Raw genomic sequence first — 25,022 nt, 5'->3', positions numbered from 1 at the left:
ACGCTAAACGGTGAAGATCAAGACGCCTTCATCGCCGACGCGAACCTCGAACGGCGCGACCTCACTAAAGGGCAAAAAGCGATGCTCGTTGCGGTGCGCTTTCCAGCGGTAACGACGCACCGTGGCAAGCGTTCGGAAGTCGCAAAGGATTTTGCGGCAAAAAGCATTTCTTCTTCACGCATCTCACGAGCGTAGTCGGCAAATCACTCGTTCCTTCCGGGAACAAGTGTTTGTTTGCGCCAAACTTTGCGCCGTCCGCAGGCGTGGCTAATTTGTCCTTCATCGCACCGAGCAATTCACCCGCGCGCCGTTCCGCCTCCATGAAAAGACGAGTGGCTTTTTCAAACATGGCGGTATCGCTTGCTTCGCGCGCCCATGTCTGGATGCCTTTGGCTTTGTCGCGAATGTTCTTCACGTCCGAAATCTCATCGGCTACGATCAACGCCTGACGTGTCGCCTCAAGTGCGATCAGCGCGTTTGCGCTACCGGTCTCTTTTCGCACGGCGATGACCAAATCGCGCGACGCATGCACACGTTTCGCGATGTCGGTATTGGTGGCGGCGGGGTTGGCTTCAATCGCGGCGCGAATCGCTTCACGGTGCGCCGCGCGATCTTTCGGATAGGTGCGGCCATCGGTGGCGATGGTCCGCTCACTGGCGCTTGTGCTCATACCGCGGGCTCCTGATACTGGCTATCATACGCCCGCGCGGTGAACGCGTTTTGTCCTGAGATGGTCCCGCAAATCATCGAAGGGAAGATGAGCCTCGATGAAGCCTACACCGAAGCACAGCGCCGCCGTGCAATCAGCTCGCGAGCAATCCCCCGCTGCGCTTCTCGGTGGCGATGACCTGACGCGTCACCGCCGCGATGCGCTTCGCGAGTTCCGTCGCCTTGCGGCCATCGTCGGCCGGATTGTCCTGCCGGCTGGTGCCGTCATTGTTGACGCGGACATTGATCGTCACGGGTGTTCCTCCCGAGCCCGCGCCGTTCGCATCGGTGACGATCTTTCCTGACGTAGCCGGGATGAAGAACTCCTTGCGGTAGGGCAGCTCATTGACCTCGTACAGCATGCCCGCTTCAACAGGACCGCCCGACATCCGGCCGATGGCCTGAGACTGCGCCCAGTCCGATATCACGCCGCCGAAGCCCTTCACGCCCGAGTTGATCCCCTCGAACATGCTTTTGAACACGGTCTGATAGACGAGCATCTTCGCGATGTCGACCAGCATGCTGGAGACCATCTGGCTAAACGACTGCGACGCGGCACCGGTCCCGGCGATGAAGTCGACAAAGGCATCGGAGGACGTCTTGCCGAACTGGTTGATCGCGTCGGTGATCTGGTTGAGCATCTCGGACTGGCTCTTCTTGCTCAGGTCGTCCTGGAGTCTTTTCTCGAAGTACTCCTCCATCGCAATCGCTTCCTTCTCGGTGACGGTCTTGTGCTGAAGCGCGTCGTCCACCGCCTTGATGTTCTCGATGTACTGGCGCGTCGGATCGAGCGAATCGAGCGTGGCCTTGACGAACTTTTCGCGCGCATCGATGGCCGCGATCTCGTCATCGAGCGCTTCCTGCTGGCCCTCTGTTACAGCGTCCTGCGCGGCCTTCTGCAACTTGAGCGCATCGGTCGTGTCGAGGACCTGTTTCTCGTAGTCGATCAGTTTCTGCTGGAGCTCGGGCGGCAGGCTTTGCAGTTTCGGGTTCGCCAGAAACTCCTTGAACGGGTCGCCCATTGCGACCATCTTCGCGGCCTGCTGGTCGATCGATTCCATGATCGACTTGAAAACGTCCGCTTCCTTCGCGGCCTTCTTCGACGCGGCCGCTGCGGCATCGATCGCGCCCGTGAAGTCGTTCGCCTTCTTCGTGCCCCAGTCGTCCGTGCCCCGGCCAAGGTCAATCGGGTTATTGGACATTTCGCGCTGAAGGTCCATCGCCTTGCCGATCCGGTCCTTCAGCGCGTCGATGTCTTTGCCGGCCTTGTCCTCGATGTCGCCGGCCGTGTACCACGCTTCCTTGAACTGGCCTTGCTTCACGAGGTCAACCACGTTGCCGTAGTCCGCGACCGCCTTGCCAAGAATGCCGACGCCCGTCGCGAGATTGATCGCGCCCAGCACGAGGTCGCTCATGTTGTCGCCCAGCCACTTGAGCGTCTGTTGCCACACGCCGCCCGCGACATTCGCGTCGCCCATCGAGCGCACGAGTTCATCGAGCGCGGGCACGAGCCGTTCCGCGACCTGCATCGCCGCGCCTTCGCTGACCTTCTTCAGGCGGTCGACGTCATCGTTAAAATCCGACATCGCGCGGGCAGTACTGCCCGAGATGATCAGGCCGAGCTTCTCCGCTTCCTCACGCGCCGCGGCGAGTCCTTCCTTGCCGCCATCGAGCAGCGGGATCAGGACCTGGGCGGACTTGCCGAAAATCGCGTTCACCGCCGCGCCTTTCTGCGCGCCGTCCGCGTACTTGCTGACCGCCTCCGCGATCTCGTTGAACGCTTCGGCCGGGTCCATCCGCTGCAGTTCGGCCACGTTCAGGCCGAATGACTTGTAGGCTGATGCCGCTTCCGAGAGCGGATCGCGCGCATCGAGCAGGGACTTGTTCATCCCCTTGAAACCGGCCGTCAGGTCCTCGACCGTCGCGCCCGCGAACGAGCCCGCGTAGGTGAGCGCGGACAGCGCTTCGGTCGTCGTGCCGATGCGCTGCGCGAGTTTGCCAATGGCGTCGCCCTGGTCGATGGCGGCCATGATCTTTTCGCTGAACGCCTTCGCCCATTCTTCGGCGAACTCCGCGCCGCTGATCGCGGCTTCGGCCGCGCTCGACTTGCGGATCGAATCGAGCGCGCTGTTGATCTCCTTGGTCGCCTTGCCCATGTCGGTGCGCAGACGCGAGACATCGGCGGCGATGTCAAAGGTAAGCGTTCCTGCTGAAGCCATGATTTACCCCCGGCGGCAGAACAGAAAAATGCGCGGTTTCCTGCGGGCGCCGCGCCGCCTGGGTGCCGGGTGCGCAAGCGCCCCCGACGCAAGAGGGTTACGACTTCGAAGCCTTGGACCTTGCGGATTCGCCACCGGGCGCGACGGGTTCGACGAGCGCGCCGTAGAACACCAGTTCCGGTCGCTGGATCACCAGCGCGAGGCGCATTTCGCTGAGCATCGTGACCATGTTTTTCACGAAGTTGTCGCGGTCCTCGCGCGAGACTTCGACCGTGATGCCTTGCCGCAAGCCCACGTAAGCACCCTGCGGCGTTGCACAGGCGACGTACTGGCCAGCAGGCACGCCGGCGCTGGGCACGAAGCTCGCGCCGAGCACGCCGGTCAGCGGTGCCAGCGGATTGAGCATGTACTGCCCGTCGCTGCCTTTCATGGTCGCCATCGCGATCAGGTCAACCGGGTTCAGGCCGACCACGACCCGCGTCGCGCCCATCGCCTGGAGCGACGCCACCGCGCCGAGCAGGGTGTCGAGCCGGTTATCCCCAGTGGCGCCGTCGACCTGCGTGCCACCGGTCATCAAACCGAGCAGGTTGCCGCCCGCGCCGCTGCCTGAGAGCACCTGAGTGTCGACCGTCTGGTTCACCGCGTCGCGCAGCTCCGTGTTGATGAAGCCCTGCAGCTGCGGCACGTCATCGAGCACCTGACGGCTGGCGAGTTTCCACGTCGCGATTGTGACGACCGGCGACAGCTCGCTCGAAAAGCCGTTCGTGCTTTCCGGCTTCAGCGCACCTTCGGCCACCACCGCGGCGTTGTTCGTGAAGTCCGCCTTCACGACCTCGATAGCGTTCGATGTCACTGGCACCGAGGAGAGGCTCGACCAGAAGTACGGCAGGATGATCGGCGTCACAACCTGCTGTTGCGGCGCGACCGGATAGCCGTTTGCCGGATCGGCCTGTGACGACAGCACCGCTTTCGTGCTGACGTCGTTCAGCGAGACCTTCACACGCGTCGCGCCGTTGCCGCCTTCCCATTTTTCCCACAGCGACTTCGCGGCGAGGGCGCCGAGCGTCTCGCGGTAGCCTTCGCCGACGACGCCGCTGAATAATCCTTCGGTCCGTCCAGCCAGTTTCTGACCCAGATCGATCGTGTTCGCTTCCAGTTTCGTCAGTCTTTCCTTGATCGGGTTAAACGTTTCGTCCAGCGCCTTCTTGATTTCGGTCATGTCCATGGTGGACTCCTGCGATTTCCTCCTTCACGGCGGTTTCACACGGTCGCCCCAGATTCTGCATCGCGCAGAGTGCGCCCGCGCAGCCAGCGCGGGACTTAACACCTCCTCAAGCATCACGCATGATCAGAGGCACGGCCAGTTTTCGCCGTTGGTGATCCTGTTCCGGGAGGTAATCAACCCCCTGTTGCGATAACGCGAAAATGTATAAAAACCATTGCCCGAGGTGTTCTGCCGGAACGCTTTCCAGTCTTTCTCCGCCCCTGCGGCCGCTCCCCACCGTCCTGCTCACGCGTCATCGCGGCTTCTTCGCGTCACGCTGTCGCCGCTTGCGTTCGGTTTCCCATTGCCTGCGTCGCACCAGGGTCATCGGTTGCATTTCGTCAATATCCTTGACGCGTGCGACCCATCGAATGCGACCGCTTTGCACGTCATCAACCAAACGTTGAATCACGATCTCGCCCGCGTTCGCGGCCATCGCACACCCCGCGTGAGTCCATTCGATATGCGAACGATAGTCTCCCGCGCGGCACTCGACAATCAGTTCAGCAACGTGCTGGCCGGCGTCACGTCAAGAAGCCCACGCGCTCGACGTTCAGCCAAGTTCAGCGCCAGCAACAACACATGCACGCAACCGGTGCCGGCAGTGTGACGCTGCTGCGGATCGAGCAGAGCGTCACGCGCCTGGTGCGGCGCGAGCGTGTCACCCGCGCGGCATTGCTGGATCGCAAACATCCCGAGCGCATCGAGCGCCAGTGGACTGGACAGCACGGTCCGCACCGAGGCGTAGTGCTGTCGCACGGTATCGACAACCGTCGGCAAATCGCCGTGAATGGTGATCGTGAGGGTGCGTTGCGCTTCGGCGAACAGGTCGCGGCAGCAATGCAGCGCGTCGGCGGTGCGACGGTCGAGCCCGGCAGGATCAGACTGGAATTTCATGACATACCTCGCTTGCAGCTAGTGCAGGGTCGAGTTGCCCTGCGCGATGAAAGAGCCCGGCATTGCGCCGGGCCGGTCAAAATTTGGTTTGTTTCCTGCGGCGTGTTGCGCCCCGCTATTGCGCGCCTTCACTCGCTTGTCGATCAAGTCGCGCACGGTCTTCCACGTAGGCACCCGTCCATTGGCATTCTTCTTCGCGTCGCGGCAGGCGGCCTCGAACATGGCAACGTCGACCTTGTGCCACGCAACGCAGCGGCAGAGCCATTCGCCCATGTGGGCCCGGGTGCAGCCAGAAGTCCACGAGGGCTTGTCGAGGTGGCGTTCGAAGATCGCTTCGAGTTGCTGCGCGCCGCGTCTGATCTGCTCGTCCTGCGCCTGGTGGTATCCAATGACCGACTTGCGCGTAGCCAGCACGCCGTCGAGTACGTTGGCCACTGCCGCCCACCCGAGTTTGCTGCCGGGCTTCTGCTTGCGCTTCGCCGTCCTGATCGCCTCGCGCATGTCTTCGAGGCCCACGCCGTTCTCCGCGAAGTGCAGGCAGCCTTCTTCGACCTCGCCGCGCGTTTTCGTCTCGCAGTGCGGATAGAACTCGTCGATCATCGCCATCGCCTGAGCGACTGCGGACTGGTGCGCTGCATTACTCGTGATATCCGCGTCATCGCGCGGTCGCGGCTTCGCCCGCGAAACGGGACTAGGCACGCGCCAATGAGCGTTGTGCTTTTCTTGTGGTTTACTTGGTAGTTCTTGTAAACCATATATAGAGGGCGGTTGAATAGTGCTGTTGCCCGCACCATTCGATGTAACTGCTGGCACCATTCGAGTGTCGTTGCTGTCACCATTCGATGCATCTTCTGGCATGTTTCGCGCCATTTGAATGGTGTCGTTGCTGGCACTTTTCGCGTGATCCTGAATAGTGCTGTTGCTGGCACGTTTCGGACGCGCGTTTTCTGCAATGCGGGTGCGCTGCATCGTGAACAGATAAATCACGACGCGGTTGTGATAGCCGGTGCGGCCGACCACTTCGAGGATGCCTTCGGTCACGAACTGCTTCACGTATCGCCGGGCCGCGCGTACGCTCACACCCGCCTCGCGGGCGAGTGTGATGATATCGCGGTCGTCCTCGGCGCAGATGCGGTTATCGAAACGGTTTGCTTCCCATGCGAGGCAAGCGAGAAACCATTTCTTCTCCGCGTGCATATCGGTGAACTTCGGCGGTTCGTCCCTATCCGGCATCACCCACTTCATCGCCGCACCGCTCATGACGGCTTCCCGCTGGCTTGCGGCCGTGCGCATGAAGCGCTACGCTGCGAAGGCGCGCTGCTCTGCGCGCTCGATTCATTCCATGATGTGCTCGTCGCGCCCGGCCCGTCCTGCCGGGCGTTTTTGTTGGTGGACATTGCGGCCTCCGCTCAGGCCGGTTCGACTATCGCGGACGATTTGCCGGTTGCCTGGTTGCGCTTGATCCGCTCGGTACGGGCGCGCGCCTGCATACGCATTTCCCATTCGCGAGCCGCTGCGTGCGTGATCAGAATGCGCCGGCCGACGACCAGTTCGTCCGGTCCAAGCCCCTCGCGGCGCAGCTTGAAGACGGTCGCGCGATTGAGGCCGTAGGCCTCGCAAAACTCCCGCAGCGAGAGCGCGCCCGGTGTATAGGCGGCGTGATGCGCGGTTCCGGAACGGTCCTCCGGAGACGCGGCAGGGACCTCGGCAACTTCGGCGTGTGGCGTACTCGTGCGGATCATCGAAGACTCCCAGTACTTGAGGTGAATGCCTTTAGCGTAGCGAGCGACGACCCGGATTTCTAACAAAAAAGCCGCCCAGTTTCTGGACGGCTTTTTGTTTGGCAGCGTGCGGCGTGATGTGCTACGGATACGGGCGTTCGCCGACGGCCTTCTGCAGCCAGTAGCCCACGCGCGTGGCTTCGTCGGCAGTAGTGTCCATCAGACGCAGCACCGCACGTAGCGCAGCGGCGGCGAAGCTGTTCTCGCCAGCCTCGACCGGTAGCAGGTGATTCTCAAACGTGTAGATGACACCGCGCGCCGCGAACATCGCCGGGCGCTCCGGTCGCACCGCTTTCGGCAGCGTGCGCGCGGCATGCTGCGTGACGAGCTGGAGCTGCTGCAGGCCGGTCAGCAGGTCCGGGGCGAGCAGCTGCATCTGCGCCATGAATGCGGCCGCGGGCACGTCGGTTCGGCCCACGCCCGGAAGAGCGTTCGTGATTTCCTTGAGCCACCAGCCGCGTGCCGCTGAGTCGAGCTCGCTGAGCGCTTCATGCAGGTCCATCAGATGACCGGCGACGCGGTTGAACTGCCGTACGCGTTCCTTCTGCGTCGGCAGTTGCGCAGCTGCCAGTTGTGGCGCCGTACTCGCGCAGTCCTCAAGTTCGCGCACGAACAGGTCGATCGCCTCGTCGTCTACGCGCCCCTCGGCGCTCGCCTCATACATCGCGCGCAGTTCGGCAAGCGTCGCGCCGTCGAAGTGCAAGTCGCTCATGACGCACGCACCGCACGAACACGCGCCTTTTTTGGGGTGTCGAGCAGCGCAACGGCGGTCGGTGCGCGCTTGCGCTTCGACTCCCGACGCGGCGCGTTGAAGGTCCGGTCGATTGCTTCGTGCAGATGGTCGGGTGCCAGATGCGCGTAGCGCAGCACCGTTTTCAGGTCGGCGTGACCGAGCAGCGCGCGCACGCGGTTCAGGTCGACGCCCGCTGCGACCAGCTTGCTTGCGTAGTCGTGCCGGCAGTCGTGAAAGCGGAAGTTCGGGATCTGTGCGGCCTCCAGCAGCGCCTCCCACGCGTTCGAGAAGTCCGTGAGCCGCGCGTCGGTCTCGCGGTTGCCGAACACATACACGCGGTGCGCGAGCGGCTTCCATGTGGTGAAACACTCGAACAGTTCGTCGGTAATCGGGATGTCGCGCCGTTCGTCATCCTTGGTCGTGCCGCGCCGCACATGGATCGTGCGGACCTCGAGGTCGACATCGGCCCATTCGAGCGCGAGCAGTTCGCCTTTTCTCATGCCGGTGTGAAGCGCCGTCACGACGAGCGGCTGCAGGTGATCGGTGTAGCGCACGTGGCGCAGCGATGGCGGGGCGGGCAGCTTGCGCATCCGGCGGTGCGCGATGGTGCGGTGCCGTGCGTCGCGGTTGGCTTCCTCGCGCACAGTCATTGCCGCATACAGCCTTTCACGTTCGTCGGCGGACAGATAGCGCACGACGACATCGGCGCGGCCGTTGCGCGGGACCTCTTTCGCCGGGTTGTCGGTAAGGTGACCGGCCTTGACGGCGACGCGCAGCAAACCTTGCAGCGCGTGCAACTTGTTTGCGATGGTCTTCGGTTTGACGCCAGTTTTCGCGGTGCGCGCTTTCCAGCTTTCAAGCACCCAGGGCGTGAGCTCATTGAGCGGCCGGTCGAGCAGGTCCTCAAATGACGAGCGGATGACATTGGCATTGGCCGTGCTGATGTCGTTCGCTTCGAGATAACCCACATAGTCGGCGTCGAGGAAGGTCCGCAGGCTGGGGCAGCCGTGCGCGCGCCGCACGCTCTCGACGCGCCGGCGCTTCTTTTCCTCGACCACGGCGGGCGTGTCCTGCTTCTGCGGGGTCTGTTCGAGTTCGAGGCGCACCGCGTCACGAGCCTGCGCCGCGGACATTTCCGGCCAGCGGCCGATCCGCTTGCGCCCGAACGAACCGTCAGGCTTGCGGTACCGCAGGTTGTACTGGATCGCCCCGGCGGGCGTGACGCGCACGGTGAAACCGGTCAGCGCCGAGTCGGCGTATTCCTGAAAGGTTCCTGAAGGCGCGAGGGCGCGCATGAAGTCGCGGTTGATTTCGACGCGCGAACGGGGTCTGGGCATGGTTTCGACTCTTTTTGGGTTAATTTTGGGCAATAGCCGCCGTAGACGGCGAGCAACATCAGCAGCCCATCATATCCATAAGTCGTTGATTTTAAAACACTGGTAGCCAGACGTAACCCGTAGTAACCCGGTGAAATCGGGCTCATAACCCGAAGGTCGTAGGTTCAAATCCTACCCCCGCAACCATTCAAACAAGTCGCGTGTGAATGGTCTAAAGCCAGTCCTCGAAAGAATTCAAAGCCCATCTCTGCGATGGGCTTTTTGTTTTTGATCTTTGCTTTCTGCTCGTCCCTTTCGGTCGCCGCGGCTCTCGCTGCGTGCCCGCTCTCCGGCTGCAAAACGTCGTTCTCAATCGCTCGTTCGCTCCCTTCTGCGCCCCCCTGATCCCTCGGATATTGCGCGACGTGGGTTAGCGAACACACGTCAAATCGTCGTCCCTGTATGTTTTGCGAAAACGCAGTGCCGCACAGTGTCGATTCGTGTCGATGCGGCACGCCGACTCCTGACGCCAGCGACACGCCACAATGTACATAATATTTCTGCTGCTAAGCGGCACCTGTAGTGCAACGGCGAGTGTGCTGCTTCGGGTCGCCGGCAAATCGGCTGACGATTTCAGCCACCTTTCCGCACTGTTCAACCAGGCCATGCTGTTGCGTGTCGGCGCGCTGGGCGCCTACGGCCTTGGCTTTATTTTTTATGCCATCGCGCTCAAAAAGATCGAACTGAGCGTCGCATATCCGTTGATGGTTGGCGTTACGGTATTCGAAATTTTTGTCTTCGGCGTGGTGAGCAACGAGGCATTGACGTTAAGGACGCTGACCGGCGCGGGCTTCCTGCTGGTGGGCGTGTTTCTCCTTTTTTCATCGGTTACGCCGCAGGCCTGAGCGGCCAGCAAGGCATTCCCGTTGCACAGGCTGGAGACGATCGCGACAATGAATGCAGCAGCGTTTCGCATGTGCGGTGAACGTGCCCGGTAAACGAGGTTAACAATGAATACCGCTTCCGCTTCACTCGCTTCTGTCGATCGTCACCACGGTACGGGTGCGTGGCTCTGCCGGATTCTCTTCATCGCCACAGTGCTGATGGCTGGCGCGCTGTTCTGGATCGCGCCGCGTCCGCCGATGGGCGATCTGCCTCAGCACGCGGCCCAGGTCGCGCTGTTGCATGATCTGGTGAGCGGTACGTCGGCGTGGGCCGATCTCGTGCGCGCCAACTACTTCACGCCCTATCTGCTCGGGTACGGCCTCGCGTTCGTGCTGTCGTACGTGATACCGGTCGTGAGCGCGATGAAGCTCTTCATGATGCTCGCGTTCTACGCGTACGTCGCAGCGGGCGTGGCACTCCGCAAGGAATACGAAGCCGATGCGAGACTCGACTGGCTATTCGTACCTGGCTTTTTTGGCTTTGCGTATCAATACGGCTTCTATACGTATCTGCTTGCCGTGCCGGTCGGACTTTACTTCCTGCTCCTCGCGCGACGCTTTGCGCGTGCGCCTGGCATCGTGGGCGGAATCAGTCTGACCGTCACCGGCGTGGTGATGTTTTTCTCGCATGGACTCGTATTCGTATTCGCGTGCGCCGTCGGCGCGGCGTTTATTCCGTGCTTCACGCGACAACCGGCGCGTATCATCCGTGCGCTTGTTCCGTACGTGCTGCTCGCCGCGCTGACACTCGGCTATCTGATCTACGTGCGTCAAAACGATCTTGTCATACAGGGGGCGGCGACGCAGGCTTCGTCGGGCATGGCATGGGACTGGACCGGTCCGTTCGGCTGGCACCGCGTCTACAACTTCGTGCTCTACACGCTCGCCACCGAGATGAAGGACGCGTACTTCCTGATCGGCGCGGCGTTCCTGCTGGCGGCGCCGTGGCTGCTGCGCGCGAAGCTCAACTACCGCGACCCGACGGCATGGCTGCCGATGCTCGCAATGGTGTTCGTCTGGTTTTGTGCGCCGTCCGACGCGCTCGGCATTGCACTTCTCTATCAGCGCTTCCCGATCTTCCTGTTGCCCCTCTATGCGCTGATGTTTCAGGCTGACCCCGCTTTCGCAAGACGCGCAGCGTCGCCGGTGGTCGTGCGGCTCACTCAACTCGTGATCGTGCTGTTCTGCTGGTCGTATCTGGGCGTACTGGCGGTGCGCGAACATCGCTTCGCCGTCGAGAACGCGCCGTTCGAAACATTGCTTTCGACGACCGAACCGGGCCAGCGCGCGCTCAGCCTGATCTTCGCGCCTGAAAGCCCGATCGTCCACAACCTCTGGACCTACCACACGTTTCCGCTGTGGTATCAGGCCGAGCGGCACGGTTTCGTCGATTTCAACTTTGCTTTCTTCCTCCCGCAGATCGTGCGCTTCCGGCCAGATCGCGTGCCCGCGGTAAGGCCGGGTCCGCAGGAATCGACGGCGGAAGGTTTCGACTGGCACGCCGTGGACGGCCGCGTGTACCGCTATTTCTTCGTGCGCCACACGAAACCGCTCCCTGCGACGCTCTTCAAGAACGACGAATGCGACGTAGTGCTTGTGAAGGAAGTACCCGACTGGTCACTGTTCGAACGCCGCGCGTGCCGCCAGGCCGACCCACGCATATCCAGGGCATATCCAGGGCATTTCCCGGCGGATTCCGGCAATATACCGGCCGGATTCTGGCCCGTTCCGGATGACTTCCACGCAGATCCGGCCCAGGCCGCTGCCCGGGTAGCGCCCGCGACAACCGTCGGCCGGCGTGAACACCCGCCCCGGTGATAAACTCCCATCACCGTTCCTCCTCCCCTTTTCCATGAAATTCTGCTCCGTCTGCGGCCACGCAGTCAGCCTCGGCATTCCGCCCGGCGACAACCGCGAGCGCTTCATTTGCGCTGATTGCGGTACCGTGCACTATCAGAATCCGCGCAACGTGGTCGGCACCGTTCCCGTGTGGGACGACAAGGTGCTGCTGTGCCGCCGCGCGATCGAACCGCGTTACGGCTACTGGACGCTCCCCGCGGGCTTCATGGAAATGGGCGAAACCACGGCCGAAGCGGCGTCGCGCGAAACGCTGGAAGAAGCTGGGGCGCGCGTCGAAGTGCAGAACCTGTTCTCGCTCCTCAACGTGCCGCATGTGCATCAGGTGCACCTCTTCTACATGGCGCGACTGCTCGACCTCGACGTCGCCGCCGGCGAGGAAAGCCTCGAAGTGCGCCTCTTCGAGGAACACGAAATTCCGTGGGACGACATCGCGTTCCCGACGGTCGGCCAGACACTCCGGTTCTTCTTCGCCGATCGTGCGTCAGGCAACTACGGCCTGCACACCGGCGACATCTTCCGCTCGCTGCGCGACGGCTGAGCGGTCCGCGAGCATGGTGCCCTGGCTCGGACCCGACGATCCGTTTCCGCCCGTCGAGCGCGCGCTCGGGGCGGCAAGCGGCGCGCCCGGCCTCCTTGCCGCGAGCGCCGACCTGCTGCCCTCGCGGCTCATCGACGCCTACCGGCGCGGCATTTTCCCGTGGTATTCGGATGGCCAGCCGGTGCTCTGGTGGAGCCCCGACCCGCGCATGATCCTGCGGACGGGTGAGTTCAAGGTCTCGCCTTCGCTCAAAAAGACGCTCAAACGGGTGCTGCGCGACGACGCATGGGAGATCCGCGTCGATCACGATTTCGCGAGCGTGATGCGCGCATGCGCACTCGCGCCCCGCCACGGCCAGCGCGGCACGTGGATCACCGCCGATGTCGTCGAAGCCTATACGTCGCTGCACCGCGTGGGCGATGCGCACAGTATCGAAACCTGGCACGAAGGCAGGCGCGTCGGCGGCCTGTACGGCGTGTCGTTCGGGCGCATGTTCTTCGGCGAATCGATGTTCGCCGAAGTCACGGATGCCTCGAAAATCGCGCTCGCCGCGCTTGTCGCTCACCTGCGACGTCACGAAATAGAAATGATAGACTGCCAGCAGAACACGTCGCATCTGGCTTCGCTCGGCGGTCGCGAGATAGCGCGCAAGGCGTTCGTAGCGCATGTCCGTGCCTCGGTCGATGCGCAGTCCATACCCTGGCGCTTCGACAAGACTGTACTGACCGACGTCGTCACGCGTGCGGCGTGATGTGCAAACTGCGGAACACACTGAAGTGCAAACGGCGGAGTGCGCCTCACGTGAAGGCGATTGTCCGGATTGCGCCGCTCAGGTACCGCCGGCTTTGCGGGACCCGAAAACGCTTCGAGAGCTGCCAACGTGACTCACCCGAATGAGCTGCCGCTGTCACCGCTTTCGGCGCTGCAATTCTACGCAACAGCGCCTTACCCTTGCAGTTATCTGGAAGGGCGTATCGCACGCTCGCAGGTTGCCACGCCCAGTCATCTGATCAACTCGGACGTCTACACGGAACTCGTCAAGGCGGGCTTCCGGCGCTCGGGCGTCTTCACCTATCGCCCCTACTGCGACGGCTGCCGCGCGTGCGTGCCGGTGCGCGTGCCGGTCGAGCGCTTCGAGCCGAACCGCACGCAACGGCGCGTGTGGAAGAAGCATGGCCAGCTGATCGCGTCCGTCGCGCCGCTCCACTACGACGAAGAACACTACGCGCTTTACATGCGTTACCAGTCGGCGCGGCACGCGGGCGGCGGCATGGATCGCGACAGCCGCGACCAGTACGAGCAGTTCCTGCTGCAAAGCCGGATCAATTCGCGGCTCGTCGAGTTCCGCGAAGCGCCGCATGGCGGCCATCCCGATCTCCCGGGCGTCCTGCGGATGGTCAGCATGATCGACATCCTCGGCGACGGGCTGTCGTCCGTGTATACGTTTTTCGATCCGGACCAGCATCACGCGAGCTTCGGCACGTACAACATCCTCTGGCAGATCGAGCAGGCACGCAGCCTGAACCTGCCCTACGTGTACCTCGGCTACTGGATTCGCGAGAGCCAGAAGATGGCGTACAAGGCGAATTTCCGGCCGCTTGAAGGGTTGCACGACGGTCTCTGGAAAGTGCTCGACACCGCGAACATCGATCTTTCTCCGGTCGGCGCCGCCGCGTATGCGAAACCCGATACCCAACCCGACGGCAGGCGCGGCGGCGGCATCGGCTAAAATAGCGGGTTCTCATTTTCCGGCCGCCCGGCTTCGTCCTGTGTTCAGTTCCCCTTTGTTCAGCTCCCTGTATCCGCTCGTGCGCGCCCAGCTCTTTCGCATGGACGCGGAAGACGCTCACCATCTGACGCTACGCATGCTCGGCGCCGCCGGCCGTACCGGCCTTGCCGGCGCGCTCGCGCCGCGTGTGCCCGACGCGCCGCGCACTGTCATGGGTCTGACGTTCCGCAATCCGGTTGGCCTCGCCGCCGGGCTCGACAAGGACGGCGCGTGCATCGACGGTCTGGCCGCACTCGGCTTCGGCTCGATCGAAGTGGGCACGGTCACGCCGCGCGCGCAGCCGGGCAATCCGCGCCCGCGCATGTTCCGCCTGCCGGAGGCCAACGCGGTCATCAACCGCATGGGCTTTAACAACGCGGGCGTCGACCAGTTCGTGAAGAACGTGCAGGCCGCGCGCTATCGCGGCATCCTCGGCCTGAACATCGGCAAGAACGCCGACACGCCGATCGAGCGCGCCGCCGAAGACTACCTGTACTGTCTCGAGCGCGTGTATCCGTTCGCGAGCTACGTGACGGTCAACATCTCGTCGCCGAATACGAAGAACCTGCGCCAGTTGCAGGGCGCGGACGAACTCGATGCGCTCCTCGCCGCGCTGAAGGACAAGCAGCAGCGTCTCGCCGACCTGCACGGCAAGCTGGTGCCGCTCGCGCTGAAAATCGCCCCGGATCTCGACGACGAGCAGATCAAGTCGATCGCCGATACGCTCTTGCGTCACCGCTTCGAAGGCGTGATCGCCACGAACACGACGCTCTCGCGCGAAGCGGTCAAGGGACTCCCGCATGCGGACGAAACCGGCGGGCTGTCGGGCCGGCCGGTGTTCGATGCGTCCAACGTTGTGATCCGCAAGTTGCGTGCGGAAGTCGGCGATGCAGTGCCGATCATCGGCGTCGGCGGGATTTTTTCGGGCGCCGATGCCCGCGCGAAACTCGCCGCCGGCGCTTCGCTCGTGCAGCTTTACACCGGGTTCATCTATCGCGGCCCGGCGCTCGTCGCCGAATGCGCGCAGGCGCTGGCGAACGCGAACGTATAAGCGCGACCACACAGGCCAGCGCGTCGCGGTCTGATTAACCGCCGCGTGCCGCCTGCGCATCGAGCGCCGCGCCGAATCGCTCGAAGCGCGGCTTGTAGAAGTGGTCCGGGTCGAGCGAGTAGGCGACGCGGCGCGTACGTCCCATCAGCTCATTGCGCGGAAAAAAACCGAAGTAGCGCGAATCGGCGCTGTCGTCGCGATTGTCGCCCAGCATCAGATATGCATTCGCGGGCACCGTCACCGGCCCGAACGAGCGGCGCGGGCTCGGCGCGATCTCCGAGAGCCGCACGACGTGCGACACACTCCCAAACCGCTCGCGCAGATAGTCGCCCGGCGACAGCGCATCGCCCGGCAACGACCGCTGCTGCATCGGCTGATAATCCGCGCGCACGCCGTTCACGTACAGCACGTTGTCGCGCATCGCGATACGGTCGCCCGGCAAGCCGATCAGCCGCTTCACGATCAGCTCATGCGCCGCCGACGAATCGATCGTCACGATATCGCCCCGCTGCGGATCGTGCAGGTGCGCGATCGCAATGTGCGTGAGCGGAATGCGCAGGTCGTACGCCATCTTGTCGACGAGAATACGATCGCCTTCGCGGATCGTCGGCAGCATCGAGCCGCTCGGCACGACGTTCCAGTCGGCCACGGCGCTGCGAAACAGCACCATCAGCGCAAGAAAGGCAATCAGGCTTTTGTTGCTGCGCCAGAATCTCATCAACATACGTGTCACGACCTGCTCCTGCGGCAAGGAATCCGAAAGCTCGATCAGGGCGTGGCGCGCTCGCTGCAACGCCCCGATCGGGCAGATCGTATCACTCGTCGGCAGCGAAGCGCAGACCGAGCGTCGCGCGCGCGGCGTCGGCCATCGCGATCATCTGCCGCGATTTCGCGTGCGTCATGACCGGGCTTTCCGTGCGCCCCGCGCGGATCAGTTCGCAGAAGTGCGCGGTCTCGTAGTTGAGGCCACCGCCTTCGAATGGCGCATCGAGTTCGACAGTACGGCCGTCCGCGTAACGGATCGTCGCGCGCGTGGGGTTCCACCAGTTCTCGTGGATCGTCACGTGGCCGCCCGTGGCGGCAAGTAACGCATCGCCCCTGCCTGCCAGGTCGAGGCCGCAAAAGAGCTGCGCGATACCGTGTTCATGGCGGCTGTTGAGGCTCGCGAACGTGTCCACACCCGTCGCGCCGAGCCGGCCGATGGTCTGCACGTCGAGCGGCGCACCGAGCCAGTCGACGGCGAGAAACATCTCGTAGATGCCGATGTCGAGCAGCGCGCCGCCCGCATGATCGAACGACAGCGAAGGATGGTCCGCCGGCACGCCCGGCACCGAACAGCCCGCGCGCACGAGTCCGATCGCGCCAACCGGATCGGCTTCGAGATGCGCGCGCAACTGGCGATAGAGCGGATAGAACGGCGGCTTCATCGCTTCCATGAAGAGCCGTTGCGCGGCGTGCGCCGCCGCGACGACCCGATCGAGCTGCGCCGCATTGACGGTGGCGGGCTTTTCGCACAGCACATGAACCCCGGCCTCAAGCGCGGCGATCGCGTAACCAGCGTGGCTGTCCTGATGGGTGGCGATATAGACGGCGTCGATATCGCTTGCGAGGAATGCGTCGAGGCTGTCGTAGACGGCGCCGCCGAACTCCGCGGCGAACGCCGCGGCGGGTTCAGTGCGGCGCGACCACACCGCGTCGATCCGCGTGGCGGGCACGTGCGCGAGGCCTTGTGCAAAGCGGCGCGCAATACGCCCCGTTCCGACGATCCCCCAGCGGATCACGGTATCTTCTTTCATCGATGGCTTGTTCCAGTGCAGTTGCCGAAGGCGACATTGTCGCGCATGTGAGCACCGGGCAGACTGACCGACGAACGGGCGAACGTCCGCCTGCCCTTCACTGGAACCGCATCGATAAGGTTTTAGCCCGACATCGGCCGTTCTGCCTCGAACATGCGACAGATCTCGTCGGCCGTGAAATCGATCAGCGCGCGCGAGGCGGCTTCCGCTTCCTTCGCGTCGTGACGTTCGATGGCGTCCACCACGCGGGCGTGCGTGTCGACCGTCGTCTGCCAGACACCTTCCTTCTGGTCGACCACTTCGCGCGCAGCCGAAAGCGCGCCGCGAATGATCGCCGCCATCTGCTGGAAAAACTGGTTGCCGCTTGCGACCAGAATGCGTGTGTGCAGGAGTTCGTCCGCTTCCACGTAACCTGCGTCGCCTGGGCGCAGCGCGCGGAACGCGTTGTACGCGTCGCGAATGCTGGCGACCTCGGCGGGCGTCGCGCGTGCCGCAGCCTGCGCGGATGCGCGCGGCTCGATCAGCATGCGGAACTCGATCACGTCGCGCAGGAACGTCTGATCCGGTTTCGCCCGAAAGCGCCAGTTCACGACTTCCTCGTCGATCATGCGCCAGTCGCGCATGGGGCGGATGCGCGTGCCGATCTTCGGCCGCACGTCGAGCATGTGGCGTGCGAGCAGCATCGACAGCGCCTCGCGCATCACCGTACGGCTTACGTCGAAATCCTTCGACAGCACATCCTGCGGCGGCAGCACCGCGCCATATTTATCTTCGACGATGCCCGTGACGAGCCCATCCATGACCTTGCTCACGAGCGAGCGGTCCTTGTTCGCCTGTTCCATGACACTCTCCCCGATGCGGCGTATGTCGCCTGTGTTGCCCGTTGACCCTGCGCCCTCGTATCTATGCTTATTGCTTTTCTGTACGTTGCTTTGTTCACAACAGATGCGCCAGTTGGGATCCGTCCTGACAGGGTTATCCCTCTGACAATTTGTTTCGTCTACGTAACGCACGGCCGCCAAAGACACGCACTGCGCGGCTCTCAGGCAGACGCCCCCTGAAAAAATTGCATTGCCTTGCATGAAATGCGAGGAAGCGGCCGGTGCACGCGTACGGTCGTTCGTACCGCATCGTCGCGCGGCGGCACACCGCAATCCGGCACAGGAAAGCGCTCGCGCAGTGCGGCCGCGCCGAAAGCGGCCAACGCGCGGCGGCGCTCAATGATCGCGTGCGACCGAAGCGTAGCGGCCGCCAAAGAAGACGAGGGGCGCATGCTCGTCGAGTGAGAACACGAGGACCTCGCCGACAAAGAGCGTGTGATCGCCGCAGGGATGCCGGTCGACAATGCGCGCGCCGAACCGCGCAACCGCCCGGTCGAGCAGCACGACGCCATCAAGTCCGTCGACCTCGGTGAAGCGCGGTGCAAGCCACGTCTGCGGCTCGCCGGCGAAGTGGCGGCTGTGCGGTTCCTGTTCGTCGGACAGCACGCTGACACCGAACAGATCGCCCTGCATCAGGCGCTCGTGCATGCGCGCGCGATGTCCAATCGATACGACGATGAGCGGCGGCTTGAGCGACCCCGACATGAACGCGTTGGCGGTCATCGCGTGCAGCTGTTCGCCGCTGCCCGTCGAGATGACGACGACACCGGTCGCAAAGCGGCCCAGTGCGCGTCGAAAATCGCGCTCGTCGAATTGCGCGGCGCTATCGCTCGCCGCACGGTCGGGACACGCAGTGTCACTGACCGGAAGTGCCCGTGCATTCATCGTCAGCCCCCGTGGTTCCGCCCGATGTGCCCTGCAAAGATCCCTCGCCTGTCGCGCACTTCGCCACGCGACCATACTGGTCGTCGAAACGCACGATGTCGTCTTCGCCGAGATAGCTGCCCGACTGCACTTCGATGATTTCGAGCGGCGTCTTGCCCGGGTTTTCCAGCCGGTGCGTGACGCCAAGCGGGATATAGGTCGACTGGTTCTCGGACAGCAGGAAGTGTTCGTCGCCACGCGTGACGCGCGCTGTGCCGCGTACGACCACCCAGTGCTCCGCGCGATGATGATGCATCTGCAGCGAGAGCCTGCCGCCTGGTTTCACCACGATGCGCTTCACCTGAAAGCGCTCGCCGTGATCGATCGAGTCGTAGCAGCCCCATGGCCGCTGCACCTTGCGATGTTCCTTCGCCTCGGTGCCAGCCGTCGCCTTGAGCCGGCCGACGATCGCCTTCACGTCCTGCACGCGATCCTTCGATGCAACCAGCACGGCATCGGCCGTCTCGACGACCACCACGCCGCTCACCCCGACGCACGCGACGAGCCGTCCATCCGAATGCGCGAAGCTGTCGCGCGAGCCTTCGAACAGCACGCGGCCGCGCGCGACGTTGCCATCGGCATCTTTCTTCGACACGTCCCACACGGCGTCCCATGCGCCGACGTCCGACCATCCTGCGACGAACGGCACGACGACGCCAGTGAGGCGCTCATCGCCTGTGATCTGTTCCATGACCGCGTAGTCGATCGAATCCGACGGACAGCGCGCAAAGGCCGTGCGATCGAGACGCAATGCGCCGTCGCTTTCGATCGACGCGTGCGCGAACGCATCCGCGCACGCCGTCGCGATTGCCGGACGGCACTGCGCGATCGCATCGAGCCAGACGGATGCGCGCACCACGAAAATGCCGCTGTTCCACCAGTATTCGCCCGAAGCCACGTAGTGTGCGGCGAGTTCCGCGTCGGGCTTTTCGACGAAGCGGTCGATGGCCCGTGCACCGTTCTGTCCACTCGCGGCGCCGGTCCGGATATAGCCGTAGCCGGTTTCGGCACGCTCCGGCGGCACGCCGAGCGCGACAATCGCGCCGCGCGCCGCATGAAGCACGGCCTCTTCGAGCGCATGCGCGAAGGCCGCGCGATCGGCGATCAGATGGTCGGCCGGCATCACGATCAAAACCGGATCGCTGCCCACCGGCGCGTCGTCCTGCGCGGCGAGCGCCGCGATGGTCAGCGCGGGCGCCGTGTTGCGCGGCAACGGTTCGAGCACGAGCCGCGCGGCCTTGCCGCAGCGCTCGAGCTTATCGACAGTCAAAAGCCGCAGGTCTTCGCCGCAGACGATCATCGGTGCGGTCTGGACCATGTCCATGGCGTTCCCGCCCGCATCGGCGGCGGCCGGTACGAACGCACCGTCGAGACGGCGCAGTGTGGCTTCCAGCAGGGATTCATCGTCGATGAGGCCGATCATCTGCTTCGGATACTGTTCGCGCGACAACGGCCATAGCCGTGTGCCCGAGCCGCCCGCCAGAATCACGGGCTGAACCGTGCAACGCGAACCGGCGTCACGGTCGCGAAGCGCACGCGGTAGTACGAAATCGTTCATTCGACACTCTCCGTCGATACGACGTGCGGCGCGCGGTTCGTGTCCGCGCCGCAGAAGCAGGTCAATGCCGGCGACGCATGCGATCCGCATCGCTGGCCCATTGAAACAGGCCGGCCCGTTTGTCTCTGTACGTGGCGCCACATTGCCGTGCGGTACGCCTCGTCACTGGCCTTGCGCCACCGGATTGAGGATCCGCTCGACCATCGGCTTCAGCCGGTAAAAGGGGCTACCGACCGTAATGCAGCATTCAGGCGCGCGAAACGTCAGACAGAAGAACAGCGCAAGCAGGAACAACGCCCTTCGGTGGCGGGCCGCCGAAGCAACGATGCCGCGCATCACATCGATCGGCGTGGCAACGAATGCATCTGCGATCCGCGCGCGCACGTTGCGCGGCACGAGATGCTTCAACTGCGGCACCGTGATCGCCGCCGGACCATCGACAAAAAACAGCAGCAGATACGAAATCGATACCGACGAAAGCCAGCGTCCCCAGTCGATACCGAGCAGATACATCGGCAGCGAGGCGACAAAGAGAAACCCGAGTTGCGCCAGATGCCGGCGCAGCATCTCTTCGTGAGCGAGGCCATAACCGCGCCCGTTCCACAACGTTACGAGCACAAGAATCGAGGCGATGCCGAAGCCCGCGAAAGCCCACACCCAGAACTGCCCGGCCATGAGCAGATACGCGACACCAGAAAGATTGAAAACCGTGCTCCATCCAATCGCGGAGATGCCGCCGCCGGGCACCGTGGGCGTCCGCGGCGAGATCAGCGACCGGTCCGCGGGCGCGAGCATGTGCCAGAGCTGGCTCGCGATATCCGGGTTGCCCTTGAATGCGGCGCAGATCAGGAACATCACGACCTGCAGCGCGATCGACACCTTCACCACGCGTGCAAACGCGGCCTGCGCGGGGAACATCGCGGCGAGGCGCCGCGCGATCAGCCAGGCCGCGGGAAACGAAATGAATGCATACGATTCGTGCAGGAGTGGCAACGCCACGGCCTGTACGAGAAAGAATGCGGCCAGCCAGCGCGCGGCGCGCAACCGGCGCGGCATCACGGTCAACCCGACGATCATGCTGTAAAGCAGGCAGTCGATACCGAGCACGACGTGAAAAACGATCTCCTTGCGAAAGAAGAACGCGTTGCCGATCGCCATCTGGAAGAGACCGCCCGGCACCAGAAACGCGAGCGCGAGTGCGGCCGGGCTGCGTTCGCGTGAGCGCGCCCAGACCCACACCATCAGCAGGCTCAGCATCGCGTAGTTCGCGAATACGACAAGATTGACGGTGGCGAGATCGGCACCATCGCCATCGATGAGACGGATCAGCCAGCCGCCGATGCCGCGCCGGATGAAGCCCGCGTCATAGCTGATCAGCCATTCCGAATACGCCCATGGGCTCCAGTTCAGATGGGCCGGATTCAGCATCGTGACGGCCCAGACCAGCGAAATGGACGCGCCTACGAGCAGGTAAGTCAGCCACGAACAGGTCCGCTTCATCCCCTGGATACCCTCAAGATTGCCGGTCCGGCATCGCGTGAACGTCTGCGACGCATCATGCAGGGCATCGTAGCGGCGCCAGGGTCCTTTCGCCGTGCGATACGTCACACAGAAGACGAGAACGTCGCGCGTTTCGATCGTGGCCGCGCGGGCGGCGGCAAATAACTGCCGCGCAACCTGCTGACGATCGTCGCGCCGTGAATCGGCGTATAACGCGCAATCAGTACCGCTTCGCCTCATGCGTCAATTAAAAAAGGCAGCACGGACGTGCTGCCTTTTTACTGCTTCCGGCCACTCGCTGACTCAGGCTCACGCCACCTGCTCCGGCTTTCTCGCGACAAAATGCAGCCACCATGCGTCTGACGAAGGTGCGTCGTCCGGAATGCGCTCGGCATCGGTGCTTCCGAACACGGCCTCGAGTTCGAGACCAAGGTCCGCGATCTGGCGACGTTCGTGCGCAAGGGTCGTGTACACGATGACGATGCCGAAGTTGTGCGCGGCTGCGGTCGCAATCGAATACCCATCGAAATCACGCGTGAGACGCGCATGGCGCAGATAGTTATAGCTCGCCGCCGGCATGCGGCGCAACGTACGTAGCGTACGCGCGCCGAGCTTCAGCGGATTGAACGTGAACACCGGGAAAATCCGGCTGAACGGCTCGCGATAGCCCGGACCTTCGCGATTGTGCGATGAAAAAAGAATCAGGCCGCCAGGCCGCGTCACGCGCTTCATTTCCTGCAGAATGCGCATGCGATCGTCGTAATCGACACAATCGATGCCGTTCCAGCTGAATTGCACGAACGCGTAATGACTGGACGGCAGCGCCGACATGTCGCGCGCATCCATCCAGCGCGCGTCGATCTCCGGATGGCGTTCCTTGCACAGATCAACGAGCTTTTGCGTGTAATCGACCGCCGTGTAGTCATTCGACAGCGCGGTCAGCATCGGCACCGTCCGTCCCGCGCCCACGCCGACATCGAGAATGGGCGCGCCGCGTGTGCGCGAAGCAACCCATTCGATGGCCGCGCGTTCGCCCGGATCGCTCCAGCCCGGATGCGTCGTGAATTCGCGTTTGGCGTCGCGAGAATTCCACGCGCTCTGGTTGACGTGATCGAGTGCCTTGCCCAGATTCATGATCCGACTCCTGGAAAATGCGCCCCTTGGAGCGCCGTATCACCCTGACGGCCGGAGTCTGTTTCCGTAACCGCGACGGCAGGATTTGCTGCGTTGAGCGGGAGTCCGGCGTGCCGCCGGTCCGCGCCCTGCCTTGTTTGCGACGCTTCCTTCGCGTCGGACTTCGGAACCGCAGGCTCGCGCATCGACTGCATAAGCCATGATTCGGTGTCGCGCATCACGGCTTCCCGGGCCGCGCCCGTAAACAGCGCGTGATCGAGTTTCGGCAGCAGGACGACGCGGATCGACGGATACCGCCCAAGACCACTGCCATGCGTGCCGAAGTGAATCTTCAGTTCCTCGAGGCCGACGTCGAACTCGCCATACAGCAGACGCACCTGCACGCCCTTGCTGGCCAGATCGCGCGCGAGCGTACGGATCGGATCCCTGTCCTCGCCACCGACCCGTGCCACCACATCGCCAGTCCGCGCGCGCACGAGCCGCCATGCACGCTGCGATACGGCGCGCGCCGCGCGCATCGGGTTCGCCTTGCCGTGCAACGCTTCGAGCCATTTCTTCAGGCTGAATGCCGAGCGCCAGTAGAGACGGCTCTGCGCAAACACCGGTGTGCCGGGCGCGCGATCCTCGCCGTCCCAGATGAACTTCTGCAGGTTCACGCTCACGCACCCGACAATCGCCGGATGCCTGCGCGCGCCATGCAGGCCGTTGAACGCGCCGCCGCACACGCCGACCACCACCACGCGCCGGTAACCCTGCGAAACGAGCCACTGCGCGCCTGCTGCGACGTCGATGCCGGATTCGTCGGCGTAGATAGTATCGAGTGTGACCGTCGGCGAAAGCGGCGAACTGTCACCGAGCCCGGCGAGATCCATCCGTAGCGATGCAACGCCACGCTCCGCAAGCCGACGCGCAAACAGAACGAACATGCGTCCGTCGCCGATGTGGTGACTCGCGCCCGTGTTGCAGAAGAGTACGGCGGGCAGTTCAGGATCAATGCGGTCCGGCACAGAATGTATGCCGAAATACTGGCCGCTCTGGTAAGGCACCTCGAATGAAACGGGTGTTTCGCAAAGGGCTTGTGCGGGCAGTTTCAGTTCGCCGCACATCCGTTCCCCGGCTCCCGGTTCACAGGTATGCAGCGGCATGTCGCGCGCGAGCCATTCAGTCGCACGCCTGAACACGTCCTCCGGCACTTCGCTGTAGAGCGCCTCCAGCTGGAATCGGTCGCATTCGTCGAATGGACCTGTTTCCACTTCGCTGCCGAGCGCTTCGTAGCGGCTCGCCAGATTGCCAATCTGTTTGCCGCCGCGCGAATCGAGCAGCAGCACACGCTTCGCCACGCTGGATTCGACCTTCGTCAGATCGAGCGCCGACAGTTGCGCGACGTCGTCGCCGTGAACGCCGAAGCCAAACGCCTCGACATACGTATTCGTATCAGGCAATGGATCGGCGCTGAATCCCGCCGGCGTCGTCGCCCAGCTCTGCCGGTGGGCACGCAGTTCGCGCACGTACTGGCGCCCGGAAATCACGGGCGCAAGCAGCGCGAGCGCGTCGACGCCACCGCGCCGTTCAGCGGCGCGCGCGGCCAGCAGCGCGCCGAGCCGGAAGCCGCACAGTGCGACTTCAGTGACACCGGTGCGCACGCGCAGTGTTTCGATCGCGGCGTCGATGCTGTCGAGCCACGCGTTGACGCGGTCCGGATCTTCCTCGACGCCGGCCGAGTCGCCGGAGCCCGGATAGTCGAAGCGCAACGTCGGCATGCCGCGTGCGGCGATGCCCTCTGCCAGCTTGCGCCAGCCGCGATGCGTGCACAGGATGTCGTAACCGAACGGGCTGCACAGCACGACGCCGCGCCCGGCATGCGTGCCGTTTGCGCCATGCAGCCAGCCGAAACAATCGCCAAATACGATCGGCTCCATCGGTTGATTCGATTCGTCCAGCCGTTCCATCGCCCGTTCATTCCCCTGTTGACCCGCGTTGACGCTTTAGCGCCAGACGCCTGTCCCATGCAAGTTGCCTGCTGTTGCGCCCGCGCATCAGATGCATCACGCAGATCACGCGCATTCCACGCTGTCCGGTGCATTACAGCAGGCGCGTCGCAAAGCTTCCGTGCGCATGCCCACAGTCATGAGCGCCGGGTGCTGCATCGC

23 protein-coding genes are annotated in these 25,022 nt (G+C 63.5%); 6 read left to right on the top strand and 17 right to left on the bottom strand.

The window, feature by feature from the left end:
* Window positions 1-64 precede the first annotated feature (64 nt).
* The 9 genes from LPA36_RS16005 to LPA36_RS15965 all read right to left on the bottom strand — a co-directional run bounded on the left by LPA36_RS16005 (window position 65) and on the right by LPA36_RS15965 (window position 8,939).
* On the bottom strand, window positions 65-670 hold the full coding sequence (locus LPA36_RS16005; RefSeq protein WP_228878376.1) for a hypothetical protein: 606 nt from the start codon (window positions 668-670) through the stop codon (window positions 65-67).
* 133 nt (window positions 671-803) lie between these two features.
* Entirely contained in the window at window positions 804-2,927 is a 2,124-nt protein-coding gene (locus LPA36_RS16000; RefSeq protein WP_228878375.1) for a hypothetical protein, read from the bottom strand.
* A 97-nt stretch (window positions 2,928-3,024) separates the two neighbouring features.
* Entirely contained in the window at window positions 3,025-4,152 is a 1,128-nt protein-coding gene (locus LPA36_RS15995) for a phage major capsid protein (RefSeq protein WP_228878374.1), read from the bottom strand.
* A gap of 292 nt (window positions 4,153-4,444) precedes the next feature.
* On the bottom strand, window positions 4,445-4,627 hold the full coding sequence (locus LPA36_RS15990; protein ID WP_228878372.1) for a hypothetical protein: 183 nt from the start codon (window positions 4,625-4,627) through the stop codon (window positions 4,445-4,447).
* A gap of 62 nt (window positions 4,628-4,689) precedes the next feature.
* Complete coding sequence (locus LPA36_RS15985; RefSeq protein WP_228878371.1) at window positions 4,690-5,088, bottom strand: hypothetical protein; 399 nt, start codon at window positions 5,086-5,088, stop codon at window positions 4,690-4,692.
* An 18-nt stretch (window positions 5,089-5,106) separates the two neighbouring features.
* Window positions 5,107-6,348 (bottom strand): hypothetical protein, encoded by a 1,242-nt coding sequence (locus tag LPA36_RS15980; RefSeq protein ID WP_228878369.1) that lies wholly within the window; start codon window positions 6,346-6,348, stop codon window positions 5,107-5,109.
* Between the two features lie 149 nt (window positions 6,349-6,497).
* The gene (locus LPA36_RS15975; RefSeq protein ID WP_228878364.1) at window positions 6,498-6,830 is read right to left on the bottom strand and encodes a hypothetical protein; all 333 of its coding nucleotides are present in this window, start codon (window positions 6,828-6,830) and stop codon (window positions 6,498-6,500) included.
* A gap of 121 nt (window positions 6,831-6,951) precedes the next feature.
* Window positions 6,952-7,581: a hypothetical protein gene (locus LPA36_RS15970; protein ID WP_228878363.1), complete on the bottom strand. Its 630-nt coding sequence runs from the start codon at window positions 7,579-7,581 to the stop codon at window positions 6,952-6,954.
* Window positions 7,578-8,939, bottom strand: a complete 1,362-nt coding sequence (locus LPA36_RS15965) for a site-specific integrase (protein WP_228878360.1) — start codon at window positions 8,937-8,939, stop codon at window positions 7,578-7,580. Before LPA36_RS15965 ends, LPA36_RS15970 begins: the two co-directional genes overlap by 4 nt.
* Window positions 8,940-9,463: 524 nt before the next feature.
* Between LPA36_RS15965 and LPA36_RS15960 the strand changes: the two genes are divergently transcribed.
* The 6 genes from LPA36_RS15960 (at window position 9,464) to LPA36_RS15935 (ending at window position 15,079) form a co-directional block, all read left to right on the top strand.
* Window positions 9,464-9,823 (top strand): DMT family transporter, encoded by a 360-nt coding sequence (locus LPA36_RS15960; RefSeq protein WP_228878358.1) that lies wholly within the window; start codon window positions 9,464-9,466, stop codon window positions 9,821-9,823.
* Window positions 9,824-9,928: 105 nt separating this feature from the next.
* Window positions 9,929-11,680 carry a hypothetical protein gene (locus LPA36_RS15955; protein WP_228878356.1) on the top strand — a complete coding sequence of 584 codons (1,752 nt, stop codon included), beginning with the start codon at window positions 9,929-9,931 and terminating at the stop codon, window positions 11,678-11,680.
* A 34-nt stretch (window positions 11,681-11,714) separates the two neighbouring features.
* Window positions 11,715-12,260 (top strand): NUDIX hydrolase, encoded by a 546-nt coding sequence (locus LPA36_RS15950; RefSeq protein ID WP_228878353.1) that lies wholly within the window; start codon window positions 11,715-11,717, stop codon window positions 12,258-12,260.
* A 13-nt stretch (window positions 12,261-12,273) separates the two neighbouring features.
* Window positions 12,274-13,011 carry a leucyl/phenylalanyl-tRNA--protein transferase gene (gene aat, locus LPA36_RS15945; RefSeq protein WP_228878350.1) on the top strand — a complete coding sequence of 246 codons (738 nt, stop codon included), beginning with the start codon at window positions 12,274-12,276 and terminating at the stop codon, window positions 13,009-13,011.
* A gap of 129 nt (window positions 13,012-13,140) precedes the next feature.
* On the top strand, window positions 13,141-13,989 hold the full coding sequence (locus LPA36_RS15940) for an arginyltransferase (protein WP_228878347.1): 849 nt from the start codon (window positions 13,141-13,143) through the stop codon (window positions 13,987-13,989).
* Window positions 13,990-14,044: 55 nt separating this feature from the next.
* Window positions 14,045-15,079, top strand: coding sequence for a quinone-dependent dihydroorotate dehydrogenase (locus LPA36_RS15935; RefSeq protein ID WP_228878345.1), 1,035 nt, complete (start codon window positions 14,045-14,047; stop codon window positions 15,077-15,079).
* Between the two features lie 34 nt (window positions 15,080-15,113).
* Here the strand turns inward: LPA36_RS15935 and lepB are convergent, their stop codons facing one another.
* From lepB to LPA36_RS15895, 8 genes are all read right to left on the bottom strand, one after another.
* Window positions 15,114-15,803 (bottom strand): signal peptidase I, encoded by a 690-nt coding sequence (gene lepB / locus LPA36_RS15930; protein ID WP_228878344.1) that lies wholly within the window; start codon window positions 15,801-15,803, stop codon window positions 15,114-15,116.
* 91 nt (window positions 15,804-15,894) lie between these two features.
* On the bottom strand, window positions 15,895-16,875 hold the full coding sequence (locus LPA36_RS15925) for a Gfo/Idh/MocA family protein (RefSeq protein WP_228878341.1): 981 nt from the start codon (window positions 16,873-16,875) through the stop codon (window positions 15,895-15,897).
* Between the two features lie 122 nt (window positions 16,876-16,997).
* A complete protein-coding gene (locus LPA36_RS15920; RefSeq protein WP_228878339.1) occupies window positions 16,998-17,717 on the bottom strand; it encodes a FadR/GntR family transcriptional regulator in 720 nt (239 codons plus the stop codon).
* Between the two features lie 375 nt (window positions 17,718-18,092).
* Window positions 18,093-18,641, bottom strand: coding sequence for a flavin reductase family protein (locus LPA36_RS15915; RefSeq protein WP_228878336.1), 549 nt, complete (start codon window positions 18,639-18,641; stop codon window positions 18,093-18,095).
* The gene (locus LPA36_RS15910; protein ID WP_228878334.1) at window positions 18,613-20,238 is read right to left on the bottom strand and encodes a mannose-1-phosphate guanylyltransferase/mannose-6-phosphate isomerase; all 1,626 of its coding nucleotides are present in this window, start codon (window positions 20,236-20,238) and stop codon (window positions 18,613-18,615) included. Before LPA36_RS15910 ends, LPA36_RS15915 begins: the two co-directional genes overlap by 29 nt.
* Window positions 20,239-20,400: 162 nt before the next feature.
* Window positions 20,401-21,978: a hypothetical protein gene (locus LPA36_RS15905; protein ID WP_228878332.1), complete on the bottom strand. Its 1,578-nt coding sequence runs from the start codon at window positions 21,976-21,978 to the stop codon at window positions 20,401-20,403.
* A 69-nt stretch (window positions 21,979-22,047) separates the two neighbouring features.
* Entirely contained in the window at window positions 22,048-22,872 is an 825-nt protein-coding gene (locus LPA36_RS15900; protein ID WP_228878329.1) for a class I SAM-dependent methyltransferase, read from the bottom strand.
* Window positions 22,869-24,821 (bottom strand): alpha/beta fold hydrolase, encoded by a 1,953-nt coding sequence (locus tag LPA36_RS15895; protein WP_228878327.1) that lies wholly within the window; start codon window positions 24,819-24,821, stop codon window positions 22,869-22,871. Before LPA36_RS15895 ends, LPA36_RS15900 begins: the two co-directional genes overlap by 4 nt.
* Between the last annotated feature and the right edge of the window lie 201 nt (window positions 24,822-25,022).

The organism is Paraburkholderia saeva (assembly GCF_907164555.1).
Taxonomy (GTDB): domain Bacteria; phylum Pseudomonadota; class Gammaproteobacteria; order Burkholderiales; family Burkholderiaceae; genus Paraburkholderia; species Paraburkholderia saeva.
The sequence above is the reverse complement of the archived record's forward strand: the minus strand, read 5'-3'. Positions and strand labels throughout refer to the sequence as shown.

Excerpts from the sequence above, each read along its gene's own strand:
- LPA36_RS16005 (WP_228878376.1), bottom strand. The coding sequence starts at position 670 with ATGAGCACAAGCGCCAGTGAGCGGACCATCGCCACCGATGGCCGCACC.
- LPA36_RS16000 (WP_228878375.1), bottom strand. The coding sequence starts at position 2,927 with ATGGCTTCAGCAGGAACGCTTACCTTTGACATCGCCGCCGATGTCTCG.
- LPA36_RS15995 (WP_228878374.1), bottom strand. The coding sequence starts at position 4,152 with ATGGACATGACCGAAATCAAGAAGGCGCTGGACGAAACGTTTAACCCG.
- LPA36_RS15990 (WP_228878372.1), bottom strand. The coding sequence starts at position 4,627 with ATGGCCGCGAACGCGGGCGAGATCGTGATTCAACGTTTGGTTGATGAC.
- LPA36_RS15985 (WP_228878371.1), bottom strand. The coding sequence starts at position 5,088 with ATGAAATTCCAGTCTGATCCTGCCGGGCTCGACCGTCGCACCGCCGAC.
- LPA36_RS15980 (WP_228878369.1), bottom strand. The coding sequence starts at position 6,348 with ATGAGCGGTGCGGCGATGAAGTGGGTGATGCCGGATAGGGACGAACCG.
- LPA36_RS15975 (WP_228878364.1), bottom strand. The coding sequence starts at position 6,830 with ATGATCCGCACGAGTACGCCACACGCCGAAGTTGCCGAGGTCCCTGCC.
- LPA36_RS15970 (WP_228878363.1), bottom strand. The coding sequence starts at position 7,581 with ATGAGCGACTTGCACTTCGACGGCGCGACGCTTGCCGAACTGCGCGCG.
- LPA36_RS15965 (WP_228878360.1), bottom strand. The coding sequence starts at position 8,939 with ATGCCCAGACCCCGTTCGCGCGTCGAAATCAACCGCGACTTCATGCGC.
- LPA36_RS15960 (WP_228878358.1), top strand. The coding sequence starts at position 9,464 with ATGTACATAATATTTCTGCTGCTAAGCGGCACCTGTAGTGCAACGGCG.
- LPA36_RS15955 (WP_228878356.1), top strand. The coding sequence starts at position 9,929 with ATGAATACCGCTTCCGCTTCACTCGCTTCTGTCGATCGTCACCACGGT.
- LPA36_RS15950 (WP_228878353.1), top strand. The coding sequence starts at position 11,715 with ATGAAATTCTGCTCCGTCTGCGGCCACGCAGTCAGCCTCGGCATTCCG.
- aat (WP_228878350.1), top strand. The coding sequence starts at position 12,274 with ATGGTGCCCTGGCTCGGACCCGACGATCCGTTTCCGCCCGTCGAGCGC.
- lepB (WP_228878344.1), bottom strand. The coding sequence starts at position 15,803 with ATGTTGATGAGATTCTGGCGCAGCAACAAAAGCCTGATTGCCTTTCTT.
- LPA36_RS15925 (WP_228878341.1), bottom strand. The coding sequence starts at position 16,875 with ATGAAAGAAGATACCGTGATCCGCTGGGGGATCGTCGGAACGGGGCGT.
- LPA36_RS15920 (WP_228878339.1), bottom strand. The coding sequence starts at position 17,717 with ATGGAACAGGCGAACAAGGACCGCTCGCTCGTGAGCAAGGTCATGGAT.
- LPA36_RS15915 (WP_228878336.1), bottom strand. The coding sequence starts at position 18,641 with ATGAATGCACGGGCACTTCCGGTCAGTGACACTGCGTGTCCCGACCGT.
- LPA36_RS15910 (WP_228878334.1), bottom strand. The coding sequence starts at position 20,238 with ATGAACGATTTCGTACTACCGCGTGCGCTTCGCGACCGTGACGCCGGT.
- LPA36_RS15905 (WP_228878332.1), bottom strand. The coding sequence starts at position 21,978 with ATGAGGCGAAGCGGTACTGATTGCGCGTTATACGCCGATTCACGGCGC.
- LPA36_RS15900 (WP_228878329.1), bottom strand. The coding sequence starts at position 22,872 with ATGAATCTGGGCAAGGCACTCGATCACGTCAACCAGAGCGCGTGGAAT.
- LPA36_RS15895 (WP_228878327.1), bottom strand. The coding sequence starts at position 24,821 with ATGGAACGGCTGGACGAATCGAATCAACCGATGGAGCCGATCGTATTT.